We start from the raw sequence: 18959 nt of genomic DNA, 5'->3' as shown, positions 1-18959 counted from the left end.
GCTCCGCAGCAATCAGCGTGAAGCGGCCCGGTACCAGTCGACCAGGGCCGCGCGTTCGTCCTCGGCGATGTATGTCAGATTCGCCGGCGGCATGGCATGGCTGACCCCGGCCTGCAGGTAAATTGCCCGTGCGTGCCGCGCGATCTGCGCGTCGGTCTCCAGCATGACACCTTTCGGCGCCCAGCGCACGCCCGGCCAGTTCGGCTCGGCCGCGTGGCACATCGAACAGCGCCCGCGCACCACCTGCGCCGCCATGTCGAACCCCTCGGCCTCGGCGAAACGGCTCTCGTAGGCGCCCTCGGGCGCCGCCTGCGCCTCACCCGGCGGCGGCGCGGTGGACAGCCACGCGATCACGATGAACAACAGCGCGGTCACCGCCCAGGTCCAGGTCGGATTGCCGGTGCGGGCGTGCAGGCTGTTGAAATAATGCCGGATCGTCACCCCCATCAGGAACACCAGCGCCCCGATGATCCATGCGTTCGGCGTCGCGAAGGCCAGCGGGTAATGGTTCGACAGCATCAGGAACAGCACCGGCAGGGTGAGGTAGTTGTTGTGCGTCGAGCGCAGCTTGGCGATCTTGCCGTATTTCGGATCGGGCGTGCGCCCGGCCTTCAGGTCGGCCACCACGACCTTCTGGTTCGGGATGATGATCAGGAACACGTTCGCCGTCATGATCGTGGCGGTGAAGGCGCCGAGATGCAGCATCGCCGCCCGCCCGGTGAAGACCTGGTGATAGCCCCAGGACATCGCCACGAGCACGCCGAACAGCAGCACCATCAGCGCCGTCGGCCGGTCTCCCAGGGGCGACTTGCAGAGCCGGTCGTAGACCAGCCACCCCACGGCCAGGGACGCGGCCGAGATCGCCACCCCCTGCCACACGGCCAGGTCCGCCTTCGACGGGTCGATCAGGTACAATTCCGCCCCGACCCAGTAGACCACCATCAGAAGCGCCGCCCCGGACAGCCAGGTCGCGTAGCTCTCCCACTTGAACCAGGTCAGGTGCTCGGGCAGCCGCTCTGGCGCGACGAGGTACTTCTGGATGTGGTAGAAGCCGCCGCCGTGGACCTGCCATTCCTCGCCGTCCGCCGGCCCGGGAACCGACCGGTTCAGGCCGAGATCCAGGGCGATGAAGTAGAACGACGATCCGATCCAGGCGATCGCGGTGATGACATGGGTCCAGCGGACGGCGAAACCGATCCACTCCCACAGGATTGCGGCGTCGTGCATCTCAGCTGCCCCGGTAGGTCGAATAGCCGAAGGGCGACAGCAGCAGCGGCACGTGATAGTGATCCGCCTCCGCCATGCCGAACCGGATCGGCACGATGTCGAGGAACAGCGGTTCAGCCCCCGCGAGGCCCGCGGCGCGCAGCCAGTCGCCGGCATGAAACACCAGCTCGTAGGTCCCGGTGGCGAACTCCGCCTCGGGCAGGATCGGCCCGTCGGTCCGGCCGTCGGCATTGGTCACCGCGGTCGCGATCCGCGCGCGCGTCCCGCCCTCCAGGCGGAACAGCTCGAGGGCCAGGCCCGCGGCGGGTGCGCCGCGCGAGGTGTCGAGAACATGTGTGGTGAGAAATCCGGGCAAGGCGCCCTCCCTGCGGTCATCGTGCCCGCATTGTGTGCACCGCCCCGCCCGGTCTGCGCAACCTCCCCCCGCCGCGAACGCCGCGTGCCCGCGCCCCACACGCCCAATTCACCGCCACAAGCGCCCAAATCCCAAGCACCTCCCACCTCTTCGGTTCTCCCAAATATCCCGGGGGAGTCGCCGCAGGCGACGGGGGCAGAGCCCCCGACCGCGCCGCCAAAGGCGGCGCAGACATCGCACGCGCCGCAGGCGCTCCGCCCAGCCCCCCCCCGGCGGCGGCTTGCCCGCCGGCCCCGCTTGGGTCTAACTCTCCCCGCAACCGCACAGGAGACCCAGATGACGGACGCGCCGCGCTATCCCCGCGACATGCAAGGTTACGGGGCCACTCCGCCCGACGCCGCCTGGCCGGGCGGCGCAAAGATCGCCGTGCAGATCGTCATCAATTACGAGGAGGGCGGTGAGAACAACCTGCTGCACGGCGATGCCGGCTCCGAGGCCTTCCTCTCCGAGATCGTCGGCGCCGCCGCCTGGCCGGGCCAGCGGCACTGGAACATGGAATCGATCTACGAATACGGCACGCGGGCGGGCTTCTGGCGCCTGCACCGGTTGTTCGCCGGCTACGGCATACCGGTCACCGTCTACGGCGTCGCCAGTGCGCTCGCGCGCGGCCCCGAGCAGGTGGCCGCGATGCAGGATGCGGGCTGGGAGATCGCCAGCCACGGCCTGAAGTGGATCGAGTTCAAGGACATGCCCGAAGCCGAGGAGCGGGCACAGATGCACGAGGCGATCCGCCTGCACACCGAGGTGACGGGCGAGCGGCCGCACGGCTACTACCTGGGCCGGACCTCGATGAACACGGTCCCGATGGCGGCGGCCGAGGGCGGGTTCGCGTATCTCGCCGACAGCTATGCCGACGACCTGCCCTACTGGCTGCGGGTGGGCGGGCGCGATCAGCTGATGGTGCCCTACACGCTCGACGCCAACGACATGCGGTTCGCCACCCCCCAGGGCTTCAACTCGGGCGAGCAGTTCGCGACCTATCTCAAGGACAGCTTCGACGCGCTCTATGCCGAGGGCGAGGCCGGGACGCCCAAGATGCTGTCGATCGGCCTGCATTGCCGCCTGACCGGGCGGCCGGGCCGGATCATGGGACTGAAGCGCTTTCTCGACCACGCCGCTTCCCATGACGGTGTCTGGTTCGCCCGCCGGATCGACATCGCCCGCCACTGGGCCGAGACGCACCCGCCTGCCGTCGACGGTCCGCGCCCCAGCGAGATGGACCGCGACGCCTTCGTCGCGGCCTATGGCGGCGTCTTCGAGCACTCCCCCTGGATCGCCGAGCGCGCCCATGCGCTCGAGCTCGGGCCCGCCCACGACACGGCGACGGGCCTTCACAACGCGTTGGCGCGGGTGTTCCGTTCGGCGTCCGAGCAAGAACGCATCGGCGTGCTGACCGCGCATCCCGACCTCGCCGGCAAGCTCGCCGCCGCGGCGCGGCTGACCGACGACAGTGCCGCCGAGCAGGCCTCGGCCGGGCTCGACGCGCTGACCGACGACGAGCGGGCGCGGTTCGAGCGGCTTAACACCGCCTATACCGAGCGGTTCGGCATCCCCTTCATCATCGCGGTGCGCGACCACGACAAGCCGGGCATCCTCGCGGCCTTCGAGCGGCGGCTCGAAAACGACCGCGACACCGAGATCGCCGAGGCCTGCCGCCAGGTCGAGAGGATCGCAGAACTGCGGCTGAGGGAAAAGCTGGCGTGACCCGGACCCTCGCGGCAACGCCGATCGACCGTGACGCCTTTGCCGGCTTCGGCGACGTGATCGAGACCGAGGGCGCCCCGGACAAGATCATCAACCAGGGCTTCTGCGGCCGCTGGCACGACCGCGCGGCGCTGGATTTCGGCGACGGCCGCGCCGGGATCAGCCTGTTCCGGGCGGAGCCGCGCACCCTGCCCTACCGGCTGGAGATGGTCGAGCGGCACCCGCTGGGCAGCCAGGCCTTCATCCCGATGAGCCTGGTTCCGTTCCTGGTGATCGTCGCGCCCGATGTGGGCGGTCGGCCGGGAACGCCGCGCGCCTATGTCACCGAGCCGGGCCAGGCGATCAACCTTCACCGCGGGACGTGGCACGGGGTCCTGACGCCGCTGCACGCGCCGGGGCTCTTCGCCGTGGTCGACCGGATCGGCGCGGGCGACAATCTCGAGGAGCACTGGTTCGAGACCCCCTACGAGGTCGCCTGATCTCAGGTCAGCCCGAGGTCGCGCGCCAGCAGCGCCGCCTGCGTGCGGTTCGCCGCCCCGAGCTTGTCGCAGAGCGTCTTTAGGTGCAGCTTGACCGTGGGCTCGCTGAGACCCATCGCCCGAGCGATCGTCTTGTTCGTGCTGCCCGCCATCAACCCCTCGAGCACCTGGGTCTCGCGCAGCGACAGGACCGGCACCGCCTGCGGTACCGCCATGTCGGGCAGAAGAAGTTCGGCCGGTGCAAAGCGCTGTCCCGCCGCGACAAGCTGCAAAACGTGGAACATCGCCTCTTCCGGCATGTCAGGCGACATCACCGCGGCGATCCCCGCGGACAGCGCGAAAACCGCGAAGGCGCGGGTCATCGGCACGTGGACCAGCACCACTGGCCGCCCCCCGGAGACCGCCAGCGCGGCCTCGACCGGATGCTCGGGATCGAGCCCCGGCAGGTCGCTGTAGACGAGGGCCACGTCGAAGCCGCCCGCCACCGCCAAGTCCTTGACTTCCGAGGCTTTCGCGACGCACGCCACCTCCGGCCCGCCCAGTACGACGGCGCCTTTGGACGTTCCGGCGGCGGAGCTCGCGGCACGCGCGATGAGCATTCGCGTGGGCGTTGTGGTCATCTTTCGCGCATCTGCCTTTCGTCTCCTCGCGGCGATCCCGGCTGGCCGAAGAAGCCGCCAACGGGACTCGCCATCCCCCGAACGGTAGCGCAATTCGCCACATTCCCCCAATGAAATGACATCCACGTCGGCGAGGACCCGCGTGGTTGCACCCAATCGCGGTTCCGGCCATGTCTGGTTTCACCGCTGCGCCGCCGCCGTGCGAGACGAAGGAACCGCCATGACCGACTCCAAGCGCCCGAACCTGACGGTTCAGCTGGCCGAGCTGAAACACATCGACGGGATCATCGCCCTGTCGCGCCGGGTGTATCCCGAAGAGCCGCCCTATACGCGGGGCCAGATCTCGGGACACATCAATACCTTTCCCGAAGGGGTCTTCGTCGCGCTCTACGATGGCGAGGTCGTGGGCTATGCGGCGTCGACCGTGCTCAAGGAGCACCGGGTGATGAACCAGCACACCTGGTCCGAGGTGACGGGCGGCGGCTATGGCAGCCAGTACACCGGAGACGGCGACTGGCTTTACGGCATGGAGGTCATGGTCGAGCCGTCGCGCCGGCGTCTGCGGATCGGCAAGCGGCTCTACCAGGCGCGGGAGCGGCTGTGCACCGACCACGAGCTGAAGGGCATCGCCTTCGGCGGCCGGATGCCCGGCTATCGCAGGGTGCGCAATCCGTGGCCCTCGCCCGAGCGCTATCTCGAGGCGGTGACCGAGGGCGAGGTCCGCGACCCGGTCATCAATTTCCAGATGAAGTCCGGCTTCGAGCCGATCCGCGTGCTGCGCAACTACGCCCCCGAGGACAAGGCGTCGGGCGGGCATGCGGTGCTGATGGTGTGGCGCAACCACCAGCTCGACGAATACGCCGACGCCCAGCCGGTCACCCGGCGCAACACCGAGGTGGTGCGCGTCGCCTCGGTCCAGCTCCTTGCGCGGACGCTGAAGACGCCCGAGGAGTTCTATCAGAACGTCGACTACTTCGTGAACATCGCCAGCGAATACGGCGCCGACTTCGTCGTGTTCCCCGAGCATTTCACGCTGCAATTGCTGTCCTGCGAGGACGAGGAGCTGCCGCCCGAACGCGCCATCCAGCGCGCCAGCGAGCATACCGAGGACTTCGTCGAGCGGATGCAGCAGATGGCGCTGAGCCGGGCGATCAACATCATAGGCGGCAGCCATGCCACCGTGACCGAGGACGGCGACATCCAGAATGTCGCCCATGTCTTCCTGCGCGACGGCGCGGTGTTCCGTCAGGAAAAGCTGCACCCGACTCCGGACGAGCGGTCGTCCTGGAACATCAAGGGCGGCGACGGAATCGAGGTGATCCCGACCGATTGCGGCCCCGTCGGTGTGCTGGTCTGCTATGATTCCGAGTTCCCCGAGGCCGCGCGCAGCCTCGCCGATCAGGGTGCCCGGATCATGTTCGTGCCCTACAACACCGACACCCGGCACGGGCATCTGCGGGTCCGCTATTGCTGCGCCGCGCGGGCGGTCGAGAACCAGTGCTACGTCGTCACCAGCGGCATGGTCGGCAATCTGGACAACGTGTCCAACATCGACATCCAGTATGCCCAGTCGGCCATCCTGACGCCCTGCGACTTTCCCTTCGCCCGCGACGGCATCGCCGCAGAGGCGAGTGAAAATGTCGAGATGATCATCGTCGCTGACCTCAACCTGGCTACGGTGGGCTGGGCCCGCGCGCAGGGCTCCGTCCGGAACCTGCGCGACCGGCGCTTCGATCTCTACCGCACGCGGTGGTCCGACGGCGGCTGACGCCAGCCTTTCCGCCGCCAAGAAAAACGGCCGCCCCGAGGGGCGGCCGTTCGTCGTTTCGGATCAGTCTTCACCGTCCTGCGGTGCGTCGGTGACGCGGCTGTCGATCTCGCCCTCGAGTGTCTCTCCCGCGGGGGCATGGCCCACCGGGTCGGCCGTGTCGTCGTGGGTCTCGGCGATGCGCAGCTTGGTCGAGGTGCCGTCCTTGGCCTCGCCGAAGTAGATCGTCTGGTGCGGGAACGGGATCTCGATGCCGCGTTCGTCGAACACACGCTTGAGCACGGCGTTGTAGGCCCGGCCCACGCCCCATTGAGTCCCCGGCACCGTCTTGATCCGGCCGCGCAGCACGATAGCGCTGTCGCCGAAGCTGTTGAGGCCGAACCACTCCAGGTCGCCCAGGATGTTGACCGACTGCTCGGGATCCTGCCGCAACTCGTCGAAGGCGTCGAACATCGCCTGCTTCGCCTCTTCGTAATCCTCGCGATAGGCGATGCCCATGTCCGCGACGTGATACGAGAAGTCCCGCATGTAGTTCGACACCATGTCCACCGACGAGAACGGGATGATGTGGAACACGCCCTGCAGGTCCCGCAGCGACACCGACCGCACCGTCAGCTTCTCGACCGCGCCGGTGACGCCGCCGACGGTGACGACATCGCCCACGTTCATCGCGTTCTCGAACTGGATGAACACGCCGGTGATGATGTCCTGCACCATCTTCTGCGCGCCGAAACCGATGGCGAGGCCCAAGACACCGGCCGAGGCGAGGAGCGGCCCGATGTTCAACCCGATCTCGGCGAGGACGAACATCAGCGTCAGGATGATCAGCGCGATCGTGGCGGCGTTCTTCAGCAGCGTGAGCAGCGTCTGCTCGCGCGGGGTCGGCACGCGCCCGTATTCGGCGTTCAGCCGGTAATCGACCCAGCTCGTCAGCGCGAGCCACAGCGCGAAGGCCACGATCAGGATGCCCGCCACACTGAACAGCGCCTGCAGCACCCGCGCGCCGACATCGCCGTCGAGCCAGGCCGAGAAGTCCAGAAGCCCCACGACATCGCAGATCACCGCGAGCCCGACGATCAGGATCAGCACCCGCACCACCGTCAGGGTCTTGGGGACGAACTGGTTCAGGCGCTTCTCCAGCAGCGGCAGCTTGGCGTTCACGTCCTCAGGCAATGTGATGCCCCGCGCGATCGCCCGCGCCAGCATCCCCGACAGGGCGACACCGACGAACAGGACGAGGACCACCTTGGCCGAGCCCCAGAGCGCATCGAACACCACCCGCGTCGGCCGCGACAGCACGATGACCATCATCACTGCCAGATACCCCAGCGCCAGCCAGTGCCACGCCTGCGCCAACGTTGCGGCGGGGCCGGTGCGGCGGCGCGGCGGTTTCAGCGTCTCTTCGGCGTCCGCCTCGGGATCGGCCTCGCCCGGCTCTGGCTCGGAGGCGATCTCGGCCATGAGCCAGCCCGACACCGCCTTGCGGCGCGCGATCACGAGACCGGCGACGAACAGGATGACGATCACGGACAGAAGCGCGCTGAAACTGCGTCCCGCGGAATAGGAGACGCTCTGGTTCAGGATCGGCACGATCAGCAGGAAGCCATAACCCAGCACCCCGACGACGAGGTTCGCGCGCCGCGACAGGTACTGCGCCGCCGCGTCCCCCAGCGGGACCAGCCGCAGCCCGCCGGTCGCCGGCGACAGCACCAGCCGGATCGCGACCTTCACCAGCTCGACCGCGAGGAAGGCGTTGAGATAGAGCGACTGACGGATGCCGATCTGCCCGAACTCTCCGAGCACGGCGAGGATCGCGGCATAGCCGATCGCCCAGGCCAGGACCACGACGACGACCTCGATCACCGCCGAGGCGATGAAGATCAGCACCGTCCGCACCAGCCCCGAGCGGTCCGCCGACGCGCCCATCCGCCGGTAGAACGGGATCGCCAGCCGCCGCAGCACGATGAACAGGACGACCGTGATGACGATCGCCAGAAGCAGGTCGCCGAACGCCTCGAGCAGGACCCCCAGCTCGCTGCCGTCAAGCCCGTCGAAGGCGTCGGGCGCCTGCGTCAGCGTCTGCCAGAGCGATGCCGCCTGCCCCGCCGCCGTCTGGGCCACCTCCTGCGTCAGCTCGGCCAGTTGCCGGCCGATGGAGGTCTCTTCCGTGGGCACGGTCAGCGGCGTGTCCGAGCCCAGTTGCTCTTCCGCGCCGTCCTCGGCGATTCGCTGCAGTTCGTCGATCAGCTCGGTCCGGGCGGAGTCGTCCTGCAGGATGTCGATCAGCGCCTGCGCAGGTGAGGCCTCAGGGGCCTCGGACTCGGACGGCGTGCCCTCCGCGGTCTGCGCGGTGGCGGCTCCGAACGGCGCGAGCGCCAGTGCGGTAACGAGGACCAGGGCCGCCAGAACACGACGGAAAAACATCTCACCCATGACACAATCCAGACTAGAGGGCTTTTTCGCGGCTTAGCCCATCAGAGGCAGAGTGCCAATCGCAAGCGGTTGCGATCAAGAGGCGGTCCCCGGGGGGCGCCCGCCTGTGGGGGCCTCCGCCCCGGTCTCTCCGGCGCCACGTGTTCCCGCCAGGACGCTCGCGATGTCGCGGTCCAGCACGGACGCCTCGGCGCGGTCGAGCTCGGTCAGCATGTCGGGCAACGCACCGGTGCAGGCCTCGATCAGGTTCAGCCGCTCCTGCGCCTCGCGGTGCGGACCTTGGCTGCCGAGCGACAGGCCCAGATCCACCGCCAGATCGGTCAGCGTGGCGGTGTGCAGGTCGCGGGCCAGCACGATCCCCTCGGTTTCGGTGGCCACGATCCAATCCTTGCGGATCAGCGTCTCCATGATCTCTTCGCGCGCCTCCAGCGGCACCACCTCCTGCAGGCGGCCCATCGAGATCGTGCCGCCGATACGGGCGCGCTCGGCCAGCACGGACAGGACCGCCACCGCGACCTCGAGACGCTCGGCGGGGCGCAGGTCGAAGCCGGGCACCGAATCCCGCGATTTCCACCAGTCGGGGAACGAGGCGGCAAACACCGCGCCGATGATGATGACGGTCCACGAGGCGTAGACCCAGACGAGGAAGATTGGGATGACCGCGACCGCCCCGTAGATCGTCTCGTAGGTCGAGCCCGAGGTGAGGAAGCTGTTGAATCCCCAGGACAGGACCTCGAACGACAGCCCGCTGATGACGCCGCCGATCGCCGCCTCGCGCAGGCGCACCGGACGCGCAGGCACCAGCATGTAGAGCAACGTGAACGCCAGGATCTGCAGGAGCAGACCGAACAGCCAGGACAGGAAGCCGAAGGATTCCTCCAGCCCGTAGAGCGACTTGTCCCCCGCGCCCCAGGTCTGGATCGTGGTCAGCGTCGTGGATGTCTGCGCGAAGCTCGCCCCCAGCAGCAGCGGCCCCAGCGTCAGGATCGTCCAGAAGATCAGCATCCGAACCGCGAAGGGACGCGGCCGCTCGACGTGCCAGACCTGGTTCAGCGTCGTCTCGATCGTCGACAGCAGCAGCACCGCGGTCACCGCCAGCGCCACCGTGCCCACCGCCGTCAGGTTCGTGGCGTTGCCCGCGAAATCGGTGAGATAGCGTTCGACCTCGGCCCCGGCCTCGGGCACCAGCGCGCGAAAGAAGACATCCTCGATCTGCGTGCGTGCGTCGTCGAAGGCCGCGAAGCCTGACAGGACCGCGAAGGTGATGACCAGAAGCGGCACCAGCGCCAGCAGCGTCGAATAGGTCAGCGCCCCGGCCGCCTGCGACAGACCGTCGTTGAAGAAGCGCTGGACAGCGAATTTCACGAAACTCCCAACCTGGAGCACGATCGGCGGGAGCTTGTCGCGGAGGCGCGCGGCAAGCGTGGGCGAATCTTCTGTCATGTCGTGACTAAACCGCATTTTCGCCGCGTCTCACACCCGCGCCCCGGACTTCGTTCGCAACCGTGGCGCAGTTCACGCTGAATTAAGGCCCCCTCACTAGTGTGCCCGGGTAACCGCCTCACGGCGGCGTCCCTAATGCCTCGGAGGATTGCACATGCGCCCCCTTTTCCCTTCTGCCCTTCTTGCGTTGGTGGCGACCGCCGCATTCGCCGACACGTATGAGGCCCCGATGCGCGACTATGTCTCGCAGGATGTGAAGGCCTGGCTTTCGGACCCGCAGATCGTGTCGGCCGTGCGCCGGGCGAACCGCGCCCATGCCGCGCTGTCGGCCGACGACATCACGGCGCTCGACCTGAAATGGCGGGCCGAACTCGGCCAGGATTCCGCACCCACCATCGATCCAGTGGCCAATTCCGCGACCTCCGATTTCCTGAAAGAGCGGGTGGACGCGGCAGGCGGCGTCATCACCGAAATTCTTGTGATGGATTCGCGCGGCCTCAACGTGGCGGTCAGCACACTGACCTCCGACTACTGGCAGGGCGACGAGGCGAAATACACGGAAACCTACGGCAAAGGGCCGGACGCCTGGCACGTGAGCGAGATCGACTACGACGAATCGACCCAGCTCTATCAGGCGCAGGTCTCGCTTACCCTCATCGATCCGGCGACATCGACGCCCATCGGCGCCGCCACGATCGGTCTGAACGCGGAAGCCTTCTGAGCGCCCCGCACCCAATTCAAGAACGGATACACCCATGAGTGCTGCCTCCCCCGCGCTTTCCATGCGCACGATCTTCGTCAAGATCACCGCGATCCTCGCCCTCTCCGTCGGTGCCGTCGCGGCCACGCTCAGCTTGCTGAACACCGGCGCGCTGGAAACGGTCGCCACGGATCAGACGGGCGATCGGGCGATCTCGGAAAGCCGCCTGCTCGCCGATCAGGTCGGCGGCCCTCTCAAGTTCCAGAAGACGGGACCGGTCGAGCATCTTTTCGAGGAAGCGCTCGAGGTCAGCGATGGCGCGATCGACGGCCTCGTGGCCCTCTTTTCCGACGGCTCCGTCGCCACGCGCGTCGGCGCGGAAATCGCTCCCGAACTTCGGCTGCTCACGGAGCGGGTGATCGCGACGGGCGAGGTGGCCACCAGCGAAGACCGGTTCCTGGTCGCCATGCCGGTCCGCTACGGCGCCTCCAACGAGCTCGTGGGCGTGGTAGCGAGCGACTGGTCGATGGACCCCGCGCTGGCAATCGCCCGTGACGGCATGATCCGCTCGGCGCTCGCCGCATGCGGGGTGTTCATGGCCGCGATCATCGCCGCGCTGATCGCGTCGAACTGGCTTCTCGTCCGCCCGCTCAACCGGATCCGTGATGTCATCCGTGCCATGGAGGACCGCGACTACGGCAGCGAGGTCCCCTCCACCGAGCGTGGAGACGAGATCGGCGACATCGCCCGCGCACTCGACGGCCTGCGCACCCATCTCGCCGAGGCGCAGGAACAGGAACGCGACGCCGCCTTCAAGAGCGCGGCCTTCATGGGGTCGTCGGCGGCACTCATGCTACTGGACGCCGACCTGGTCGTCCGCCACGTGAACCCGCGGCTCAGAACATTGATGAAGCGGTTCGAGCCGCTTTTCGGCGACCGCGCCGACAGTGACCGCATGATCGGCCAGAGCATCGATTTCTTCCATGACGACGGCCAGGACATCCGCCGCAAGCTCGACTCCCGGAGCGACGGCCGCTTCGAGACGATCCTCCGTTTCGGCGACGCCCGCATCTCCCTGACCGTCCGCCCCGTGACCGGGTCTGACGGGGCGCGGCTCGGCTACGTGCTGGAATGGTCGGACATCACGCAGGACTGGCTGAACGGTGCGGTGCTCGACGCCATCGATTCCAACCTCCTGAAGGTCGATTTCGACAAGTCCGGCCAGCTTCTGACCGCCAATCGCCGCTTTCTCGCGCTTCTCGCCCAGTCCGAGGACCAGGCGAAGGGCACCCCGTTCCAGTCGCTCGTCACGCGCTACGACGGCACGAACGACGGGACGGGATCCGATCTCATGGCGACGGTGACGCGCGACGGCGTCCATGTCGGCCAGTTCACCCTGAACCGAGGCGACGAGGCGCACATCCTCGACGGTTCGATCACCTGCATCAAGGATCACGAGGGCAAGACGGTGCGCTTCCTACTGATGGGAAAGGACGTGACCGAGGCCGAGACCCGGCTGCGCAAGGCGCGCGAGGCCCAGGAAATCACCGAGCGCGAGCAGAGCCGCGTGGTCGAAGAGCTCCGCGTCGGCCTGAAGGGGCTGAGCGCCGGCGACCTCACCACCCGCCTCTCCGATCCCTTCGCCGGTGCGTACGAAGAGCTGCGAAACGACTTCAACATCACCGTCGAACGCCTGTCGGAGGCGCTGCTCGAGATCATCGAGAACGCCGAGAACATCCGCAACGAAGCGAATGACATCTCCAGCACCGCCGACGGCCTGTCCCGCCGGACCGAGACGACGGCCGCCACGCTGGAAGAGACGGCCGCCGCACTGGACGACATGACCAGCTCGGTCCGCACGGCCGCGGACATGGCGACGAAGGCCGACAGCGCCGTCGCCGGCGCCAAGAGCAATGCCGAGGCGAGCGGCGAAGTCGTGGTGGAGACGGTCTCGGCAATGGACCAGATCGCCGAATCCTCGGACCGGATCACGTCGATCATCAAGGTCATAGACGACATCGCCTTCCAGACCAATCTCCTCGCGCTGAACGCCGGGGTCGAGGCTGCTCGAGCCGGCGACGCGGGCCGGGGCTTTGCCGTCGTCGCCTCCGAAGTGCGCGCGCTGGCGCAACGCTCGTCGGATGCGGCGCGCGAAATCAACGACCTGATCGCCCAGAGCGGCACGCAGGTGAAACGCGGTGTCGAACTCGTCGGCCGCACCGGCGACGCCCTCCGCGAGATCGTCGACTCCGTCTCGCAGATCGCCGTGCAGGTCTCGGAGATCGCGCAATCCGCCACCCAGCAATCCAACGGGCTGGCCGAGATCAACAACGCCGTCACCCAGCTCGACCAGTCGACGCAGCAGAACGCCGCTCGCCTGGAAGAGACGACCGCGGCGAGCGAGTCGCTGACGCGGGACGCCGTCTCCCTGGTCCAGACCGTCTCGCATTTCAACATCGCCCGCGACGGCGCGACGCCTGTCGTCGCCTTCCGTTCGAGCCAGAAGGCCTCGGCAGAGCCTCCCAAGGACACTGCGCGCCCCGAGCCTCGCAAGACCGCCGCGGCCGGCCACACGCTCGCCAACGCCGAGCCGGGCTCGTGGGAGGATTTCTGAGATCGCCCGCGTCCCTGAAATGCACCGCCCGCCGGGAAGGATCGTCACGTCATGACCCAGGAGCAGCTCCAGACAGGTGCTGGACAGAACGTGGTCCACGTAATCCAGGGCGAGCATCGCGTGTCCAGCCGGGCCGACGACATCCTGAGCACGCTGCTCGGGTCATGCGTGGCCACCTGTCTCTGCGACCCCGTCGCGCGCATAGGAGGCATGAACCACTTTCTGCTTCCCGCCGGCGACATCGGCCAGACCCACCAGCTGCGCTACGGCAGTCACGCGATGGAGCTCCTGATCAATGCGCTGCTCAAGAAGGGAGCCCGGAAGGACCGGCTCGAGGCAAAGCTCTTCGGCGGGGCGCAGATGCATGACGGACTGGGCGCAATCGGCTCGGCCAACGGCCGCTTCGCACAGGATTTTCTGGCGGCCGAGGGCATCCGCTGCGTCGCGACCAGCCTGGGCGGCACCGCCGCGCGACGGGTGCGCTACCACCCGGTGTCCGGACGTGCGCAGCAGATGCAGATCACAGACCCGACCGCACTGAAAGAACTGCCCGCGCGCACCGCACCGAAGCCTGACCCGAAGACCGACGTCGTCTTTTTCTAGGACCGAGCCGCAGCAAGGCTCCAGGAGAGAAAAGCTTTCTTAACATGCCGCAGTCTAGCTTGCCGACATCTCAGCCAACCGCGCCTGACAGGGACAGCCCGACACAGATGCCCGATGCCTTGCTCCTATCCGACCGTCTAGACCACGCCGCGACCGCCGCCCTGCACGCCGACCTCCTGGCACGGCGAGGGACCGCGCTGGAAGTCGACGGGCGTAAGGTGACGTTCCTCGGGACACTGGCCGCTCAGCTTCTGGTGTCGGCAAAAAAGACATGGGCCCAGGACGGCCTCGCGTTCCACATAACGCCCTCCGAAGACATGGCGGCGCAGGTCGACGGTCTTGGTCTCGGCGAAGAGCTTCTGGATGGGGAGGCGCCGCGATGAGCCTTCGGATACTTGCCATCGACGATTCCCGAACCATTCGCGAGATGCTCCGCGACTCTCTCGGTCGGGCCGATTTCGATGTTCATCTTGCGGTGGACGGCCAGGACGGCATCGACAAGATCGGTGACGTGGGTCCCGATGTGGTCATCACCGACATCAACATGCCCCGCCTCGACGGGTTCGGCGTGATCGAGGCCATCCGCAGCGGTCCCCCGCCACACCAGGCCCTTCCCATCCTCGTATTGACGACCGAGAGCGCGCCCGACCTGAAGGATCGCGCGCGCCGCATCGGGGCCACCGGCTGGATCGTAAAGCCCTTCGAGGATTCCAAACTCATCTCCGCCATCCGGCGCATCGCGGTGGTCTGAGCGATGTCGATGGCAGATATCCGTGCAACGTTCTTCCAGGAATGCGAAGAACTTCTCGAGCAGCTTCGCGACGGGCTGGAGCAGATCGAGGGCGAGGGCGATTGTCTCGAGACGGTCAATGCCGTATTCCGGGCCGTCCATTCCATCAAGGGCGGGGGCGCGGCCTTCGGCCTCGACGCCCTGGTGCGGTTCGCCCACCAGTTCGAGACCGTGCTCGATGCCATGCGGGCCGAGCGTCTGACGATCACGGACGACGTGATCGGACTGTGCTACCGGGCGAGCGACCACCTGTCGGATCTCGTCGCCGCCGAACGAGACGGCACCGAACCCGCCCATGACACGAGCGAGGACCTGGCAAAGCGGCTCGTGGCTCTTGTCGAGGGTCCCGTACCGCCGGGAACCGTGCCCGAGACAGCCGGCACACCCACGCCCGAGACCTTCGGCTTCGTTCCCCTGGCAATCCCAATCGGACCGACGGCGGATCCGCAGGACACGACCTTCGGGATCGAGTTCACGCCGACGGCCGCCCTCTTCACCAACGGGAACGACCCCGTCCACCTGTTTCGCACATTGCGGGAGATGGGCGACCTGTCGGTGTCGGTCGATACCGTATCGATGCCGACGCTCGATGCCTTGGACCCACACAATTCGTACCTCGCCTGGAGCCTGCGGCTTGTCACGAGCGAAAGCGAACACGCGATACATGACGTGTTTGAATTCGTAGAGGGACTGTGCAGCCTACGCGTCTGGCTCGACGCCGAACCGGCCCCGACCGTGCCGGACATGCCGGCACCGGCCGAGCATGTACCGCCAAGCGATCCCGGCGCGGCGTCACCGCGCGAGGCCGCCAAGCCCGCGGGACAGAGCCCGAAGGCCACTGTCCGTGTCGATCTCGACCTGGTCGACCGGTTGATCAATCTCGTGGGCGAACTGGTGATCAACCAAGCCGTCCTCGCCCAATGCGTGGCCGAGGCCGGACTGTCGACGCACACGGACATCAGCGCCGGTCTGGACGAATTCAAGAACCTCTCCCGCGAGGTACAGGAATACGTCATGTCGATCCGCGCCCAGCCGGTCAAACCCCTGTTCCAGCGCATGGGCCGGATCGTCCGGGAGGCGTCCGACATCTCTGGCAAATCGGTCCGGCTGGTCACGGTTGGCGAGACGACCGAAGTCGACAAGACGGTGATCGAACGCCTGGTCGATCCGCTGACGCATATCCTGCGCAACGCGGTCGACCACGGGCTCGAGGTGCCAGAGACGCGCGAAGCTGCCGGCAAGCCGCCGCAGGGCACGATCACGCTGTCCGCCGCGCACCGGTCCGGCCGCGTCCTGATCGAGATCGCGGACGACGGCGCGGGAATCAATCGTCCCAAGGTCCGGGAAATCGCGATCACGAAGGGGCTGATCCCGCCCGACGCGGTCCTTTCCGAAGCCGAGACCGACAAGCTCCTGTTCCAGCCGGGGTTCTCGACGAACGCCGTGGTGACCGACCTCTCGGGTCGGGGCGTCGGCATGGACGTCGTGAAAAGCGCGATCCAGGCACTCGGCGGTCGCGTCGGGATCCAATCCGCGCCCGGCAAGGGCACGACCTTTTCCATCAGCCTTCCGCTGACGCTTGCCGTGCTCGATGGCATGGTCGTGGACGTGGCCGGTCAAACCATGGTGGTCCCCATCACCGCTATCGTGGAAACCATGCGGCCCCGCCTCGAGGACATCCACGCTCTGGCGGGCGACGGATCGGTCGTCTCCGTCCGCGACACGTTCGTTCCGATCGTCGATCTGGGCACCGTCTTCGGGCACAGGCACCCAAGCAAGGACTTCTCCGACCGCGTGCTCCTGCTGGTGGAGACGGACCAGAACGATCGCTGGGCGCTTGCCGTCGACAGTATCCACGACCAACGGCAAGTCGTCATCAAGGGGCTCGAGGCGAATTACGGGCACGTGCCCGGCGTCGCCGCCGCGACCATTCTCGGAGACGGCAAGATCGCCCTGATCATCGACCCCGAGGAGACGGCCGTCCGCGCCCGCCCGACCGCCATCCAAAGCTTTGTTCTTGACGAGGTGTAACCATGTCCGCATCCGCCGATCCAGCCGCTTCCGACAACCGAGAACTGGTGACGTTCCGCGTCGGGGAGCAGGACTATTGCGTCGATATCATGGCGATCCGGGAGATCCGTGGTTGGACCCCGGCGACCGTCCTGCCCCATTCACCGGGCTATGTCCTGGGCGTCATCAACCTGCGCGGCTCGGTCGTTCCGATCGTCGACCTGGCCGCCCGGCTGGGGCTGCCGCCGGCCGTGCCGACACCTCGGCATGTCATCGTGATCGCCGTGGTCGGCGAGCAGATGGTGGGCCTTCTCGTCGATGCCGTCTCCGATATCCTCAGCGTCAACGATGCCAGCATCCAGGACACCCCCGACGTGATGGCCGAGACGACCAAGGAATTCGTCGAAGGTGTGATCTCGGTGGACAGCAGGATGCTGCGCCTGATTGCGCTGGGGCCCGTGCTGCCGCCTCCGGCGACGAAGGCGCTGGCATGAACACGCCGGCCATCGCCCCCCTGCAGCGCGACATCGCCTTCACCCGGGCGGACTTCGCCGCGATCGCCTCGTTCGTGCATATCGCGACGGGCATCCGCCTGACCGAGGCGAACGAGCCGCTGGTCTTCTCGCGCCTCGCCAAGCGGGTGCGGGCGCTCGAGCTGACGACGTTCGCGGATTACCTCGCGATCATCCGCAGTCCCTCGGGTGCGGAAGAGCGCGAGGCCATGATCTCGGCCCTGACCACCAACACGACGCGGTTCTTCCGCGAGGACTACCATTTCGACACGATCGTGGCAGACCTGCTGCCGGAACTCGCCGAGCGTGCGCGTCGCGGCGAACGCGTGCGGCTGTGGTCGGCGGGCTGTTCGAGCGGCGAAGAGCCCTATTCGCTGGCCATGTCGATTCTTCAGGCGCTTCCCGATGCGCCCGATCTCGACCTCCGCATCCTCGCCACCGACATCGACCGCCGGGTGCTCGCACAGGCCGAGCGAGGGCTCTATCCCGCGGAGGCGCTCGGCGCGGTGCCGGACGCGCTGCGCGCGATCGGGTTCGGGCCCGCGACCGGGGCGAGCGTCGGGATCGCGCCGCAGGCGCGGGCCCTCGTCACCTTCCGGTTTCTCAACCTGGTCGAGCCCTGGCCGGTCCGGGGGCCGTTCGACGCGATCCTGTGCCGCAATGTCGCGATCTACATGGACGATGCGACCCAGGCGGGGATCTGGCGCGGCTTTGCCGATCTGCTGCGGCCCGGCGGCTATCTGTTCACCGGCCATTCCGAACGAATCTCTGCCGAGATCCGTCCCCGCTTCGACCTGTGTGGCAAGACCACCTACCGCCTGATCGACGGGTCCGCCCCGGAATCGGGCGGCCGCAATGCCGAGACAAGAGGAAAGACCTAATGGGGCTGAGAGAGTCTCTCTCGATCATGGTGGTCGACGACATGTCGACCAGCCGTGGGATCATCATCATGGCGCTCGAGGAGATCGGCGTGAAGAAGATCGATTTCCGGAAGGACGGCGCGGAAGCGCTACAGCATCTCGTCGCGTCGCCGGTCCATCTCGTCATCTCGGACTACAACATGCCCGGGATGGATGGCCTCGCGCTGCTGAAGGGGCTGCGCGAGCACCGGATGACACAACGGATCGGCTTCATCCTCGTCAGCGGCCGTATGGATCAGGAACTACTGGATCGCGGGCGCGCGCTGGGAATGAACAACTGCATCGCCAAGCCATTCACGACGGCCCAGCTGAAGGGCTGCATCGAAGCCGTAACGGGGCCGCTCTGACCGATGGGAACCGAACCCTTGATCCGCACCCGCACCATTGCCCTATCCGACGCCCTCTCGCGGGCCGCCACGGAACTGCGCCGAATGGAAACGCAGGGTCGCGCTCTGGAGGACCGCGTCGGCGCGCATGTGACGGCGGGCACCCAGACCATTCAGGACCTGCATGTCGCCCTGCAAGGGCTGGACCACATGGTCCAATCGCTGGACGCGGTGGCGGGGTATCTCGACCGGCTTGCCGAAGGCGCGCCGCCGCAGCTGCGCGTCGACATCGACCATGCCGTCGCGGCGATCCGGCTGCGCGACCTGTCGAACGCGCTTGCCGGTCACACGCCCGCCGAACGCGTCCGCAGCGGCGACGTGGACTTGTTCTGAGC

General features: G+C 67.3%; 18 protein-coding genes. 13 read left to right on the top strand and 5 right to left on the bottom strand.

Annotation, left to right across the window (positions count from 1 at the left end; genetic code table 11):
• Window positions 1-12 precede the first annotated feature (12 nt).
• Together BMZ25_RS14110 and uraH are read right to left on the bottom strand one after the other, a co-directional pair.
• Entirely contained in the window at window positions 13-1227 is a 1215-nt protein-coding gene (locus BMZ25_RS14110; RefSeq protein ID WP_092694705.1) for a urate hydroxylase PuuD, read from the bottom strand.
• Between the two features lies 1 nt (window position 1228).
• Window positions 1229-1582 carry a hydroxyisourate hydrolase gene (gene uraH / locus BMZ25_RS14105; protein WP_092694703.1) on the bottom strand — a complete coding sequence of 118 codons (354 nt, stop codon included), beginning with the start codon at window positions 1580-1582 and terminating at the stop codon, window positions 1229-1231.
• Between the two features lie 336 nt (window positions 1583-1918).
• Between uraH and puuE the strand changes: the two genes are divergently transcribed.
• Window positions 1919-3346 (top strand): allantoinase PuuE, encoded by a 1428-nt coding sequence (puuE, locus tag BMZ25_RS14100; RefSeq protein WP_092694701.1) that lies wholly within the window; start codon window positions 1919-1921, stop codon window positions 3344-3346.
• Window positions 3343-3825 carry an ureidoglycolate lyase gene (locus BMZ25_RS14095; RefSeq protein ID WP_092694699.1) on the top strand — a complete coding sequence of 161 codons (483 nt, stop codon included), beginning with the start codon at window positions 3343-3345 and terminating at the stop codon, window positions 3823-3825. The genes puuE and BMZ25_RS14095 overlap by 4 nt, the downstream gene beginning before the upstream one ends.
• 2 nt (window positions 3826-3827) lie before the next feature.
• Here BMZ25_RS14095 and BMZ25_RS14090 read toward each other — a convergent pair whose 3' ends face one another.
• Complete coding sequence (locus BMZ25_RS14090) at window positions 3828-4310, bottom strand: response regulator transcription factor (RefSeq protein WP_235859882.1); 483 nt, start codon at window positions 4308-4310, stop codon at window positions 3828-3830.
• Window positions 4311-4665: 355 nt separating this feature from the next.
• Between BMZ25_RS14090 and BMZ25_RS14085 the strand changes: the two genes are divergently transcribed.
• The gene (locus BMZ25_RS14085) at window positions 4666-6213 is read left to right on the top strand and encodes a bifunctional GNAT family N-acetyltransferase/carbon-nitrogen hydrolase family protein (protein WP_092694695.1); all 1548 of its coding nucleotides are present in this window, start codon (window positions 4666-4668) and stop codon (window positions 6211-6213) included.
• A 63-nt stretch (window positions 6214-6276) separates the two neighbouring features.
• Here the strand turns inward: BMZ25_RS14085 and BMZ25_RS14080 are convergent, their stop codons facing one another.
• Both BMZ25_RS14080 and BMZ25_RS14075 read right to left on the bottom strand, forming a co-directional pair.
• On the bottom strand, window positions 6277-8646 hold the full coding sequence (locus BMZ25_RS14080) for a mechanosensitive ion channel domain-containing protein (RefSeq protein ID WP_092694693.1): 2370 nt from the start codon (window positions 8644-8646) through the stop codon (window positions 6277-6279).
• A 75-nt stretch (window positions 8647-8721) separates the two neighbouring features.
• Window positions 8722-10011: a YihY family inner membrane protein gene (locus BMZ25_RS14075; RefSeq protein ID WP_177190469.1), complete on the bottom strand. Its 1290-nt coding sequence runs from the start codon at window positions 10009-10011 to the stop codon at window positions 8722-8724.
• Window positions 10012-10243: 232 nt separating this feature from the next.
• Between BMZ25_RS14075 and BMZ25_RS14070 the strand changes: the two genes are divergently transcribed.
• The 10 genes from BMZ25_RS14070 (at window position 10244) to BMZ25_RS14025 (ending at window position 18957) form a co-directional block, all read left to right on the top strand.
• The gene (locus tag BMZ25_RS14070) at window positions 10244-10810 is read left to right on the top strand and encodes a hypothetical protein (RefSeq protein ID WP_092694690.1); all 567 of its coding nucleotides are present in this window, start codon (window positions 10244-10246) and stop codon (window positions 10808-10810) included.
• Window positions 10811-10844: 34 nt separating this feature from the next.
• Window positions 10845-13403, top strand: coding sequence for a methyl-accepting chemotaxis protein (locus BMZ25_RS14065; protein WP_092694688.1), 2559 nt, complete (start codon window positions 10845-10847; stop codon window positions 13401-13403).
• Window positions 13404-13454: 51 nt separating this feature from the next.
• Window positions 13455-14006 carry a hypothetical protein gene (locus BMZ25_RS14060; RefSeq protein ID WP_092694686.1) on the top strand — a complete coding sequence of 184 codons (552 nt, stop codon included), beginning with the start codon at window positions 13455-13457 and terminating at the stop codon, window positions 14004-14006.
• Between the two features lie 107 nt (window positions 14007-14113).
• Window positions 14114-14389: an STAS domain-containing protein gene (locus BMZ25_RS14055; protein ID WP_092694684.1), complete on the top strand. Its 276-nt coding sequence runs from the start codon at window positions 14114-14116 to the stop codon at window positions 14387-14389.
• A complete protein-coding gene (locus BMZ25_RS14050) occupies window positions 14386-14757 on the top strand; it encodes a response regulator (protein ID WP_092694682.1) in 372 nt (123 codons plus the stop codon). The genes BMZ25_RS14055 and BMZ25_RS14050 overlap by 4 nt, the downstream gene beginning before the upstream one ends.
• A 3-nt stretch (window positions 14758-14760) precedes the next feature.
• Complete coding sequence (locus BMZ25_RS14045) at window positions 14761-16827, top strand: chemotaxis protein CheA (protein WP_092694680.1); 2067 nt, start codon at window positions 14761-14763, stop codon at window positions 16825-16827.
• Between the two features lie 2 nt (window positions 16828-16829).
• Window positions 16830-17300 (top strand): chemotaxis protein CheW, encoded by a 471-nt coding sequence (locus tag BMZ25_RS14040; RefSeq protein ID WP_092694678.1) that lies wholly within the window; start codon window positions 16830-16832, stop codon window positions 17298-17300.
• Complete coding sequence (locus tag BMZ25_RS14035) at window positions 17297-18199, top strand: protein-glutamate O-methyltransferase (protein WP_092694676.1); 903 nt, start codon at window positions 17297-17299, stop codon at window positions 18197-18199. Before BMZ25_RS14040 ends, BMZ25_RS14035 begins: the two co-directional genes overlap by 4 nt.
• Window positions 18199-18585 (top strand): response regulator, encoded by a 387-nt coding sequence (locus BMZ25_RS14030; protein ID WP_092694674.1) that lies wholly within the window; start codon window positions 18199-18201, stop codon window positions 18583-18585. Before BMZ25_RS14035 ends, BMZ25_RS14030 begins: the two co-directional genes overlap by 1 nt.
• A gap of 84 nt (window positions 18586-18669) precedes the next feature.
• Window positions 18670-18957: a hypothetical protein gene (locus tag BMZ25_RS14025; protein WP_092694672.1), complete on the top strand. Its 288-nt coding sequence runs from the start codon at window positions 18670-18672 to the stop codon at window positions 18955-18957.
• Window positions 18958-18959 lie beyond the last annotated feature (2 nt).

Source organism: Tranquillimonas rosea, from assembly GCF_900111315.1.
Classification (GTDB): Bacteria; Pseudomonadota; Alphaproteobacteria; order Rhodobacterales; family Rhodobacteraceae; genus Tranquillimonas; species Tranquillimonas rosea.
Note: the sequence above shows the minus strand (reverse complement) of the source record. Positions and strands in the feature narration are given on the sequence as shown.

Bases quoted from the DNA above. Each gene is read 5' to 3' on its own strand.
- BMZ25_RS14040 (WP_092694678.1), top strand. From the start codon at position 16,830: ATGTCCGCATCCGCCGATCCAGCCGCTTCCGACAACCGAGAACTGGTG.
- BMZ25_RS14045 (WP_092694680.1), top strand. From the start codon at position 14,761: ATGTCGATGGCAGATATCCGTGCAACGTTCTTCCAGGAATGCGAAGAA.
- BMZ25_RS14085 (WP_092694695.1), top strand. From the start codon at position 4,666: ATGACCGACTCCAAGCGCCCGAACCTGACGGTTCAGCTGGCCGAGCTG.
- BMZ25_RS14070 (WP_092694690.1), top strand. From the start codon at position 10,244: ATGCGCCCCCTTTTCCCTTCTGCCCTTCTTGCGTTGGTGGCGACCGCC.
- puuE (WP_092694701.1), top strand. From the start codon at position 1,919: ATGACGGACGCGCCGCGCTATCCCCGCGACATGCAAGGTTACGGGGCC.
- BMZ25_RS14065 (WP_092694688.1), top strand. From the start codon at position 10,845: ATGAGTGCTGCCTCCCCCGCGCTTTCCATGCGCACGATCTTCGTCAAG.
- BMZ25_RS14110 (WP_092694705.1), bottom strand. From the start codon at position 1,227: ATGCACGACGCCGCAATCCTGTGGGAGTGGATCGGTTTCGCCGTCCGC.
- BMZ25_RS14025 (WP_092694672.1), top strand. From the start codon at position 18,670: ATGGAAACGCAGGGTCGCGCTCTGGAGGACCGCGTCGGCGCGCATGTG.
- BMZ25_RS14050 (WP_092694682.1), top strand. From the start codon at position 14,386: ATGAGCCTTCGGATACTTGCCATCGACGATTCCCGAACCATTCGCGAG.
- BMZ25_RS14060 (WP_092694686.1), top strand. From the start codon at position 13,455: ATGACCCAGGAGCAGCTCCAGACAGGTGCTGGACAGAACGTGGTCCAC.
- BMZ25_RS14055 (WP_092694684.1), top strand. From the start codon at position 14,114: ATGCCCGATGCCTTGCTCCTATCCGACCGTCTAGACCACGCCGCGACC.
- BMZ25_RS14035 (WP_092694676.1), top strand. From the start codon at position 17,297: ATGAACACGCCGGCCATCGCCCCCCTGCAGCGCGACATCGCCTTCACC.
- BMZ25_RS14080 (WP_092694693.1), bottom strand. From the start codon at position 8,646: ATGGGTGAGATGTTTTTCCGTCGTGTTCTGGCGGCCCTGGTCCTCGTT.
- BMZ25_RS14030 (WP_092694674.1), top strand. From the start codon at position 18,199: ATGGGGCTGAGAGAGTCTCTCTCGATCATGGTGGTCGACGACATGTCG.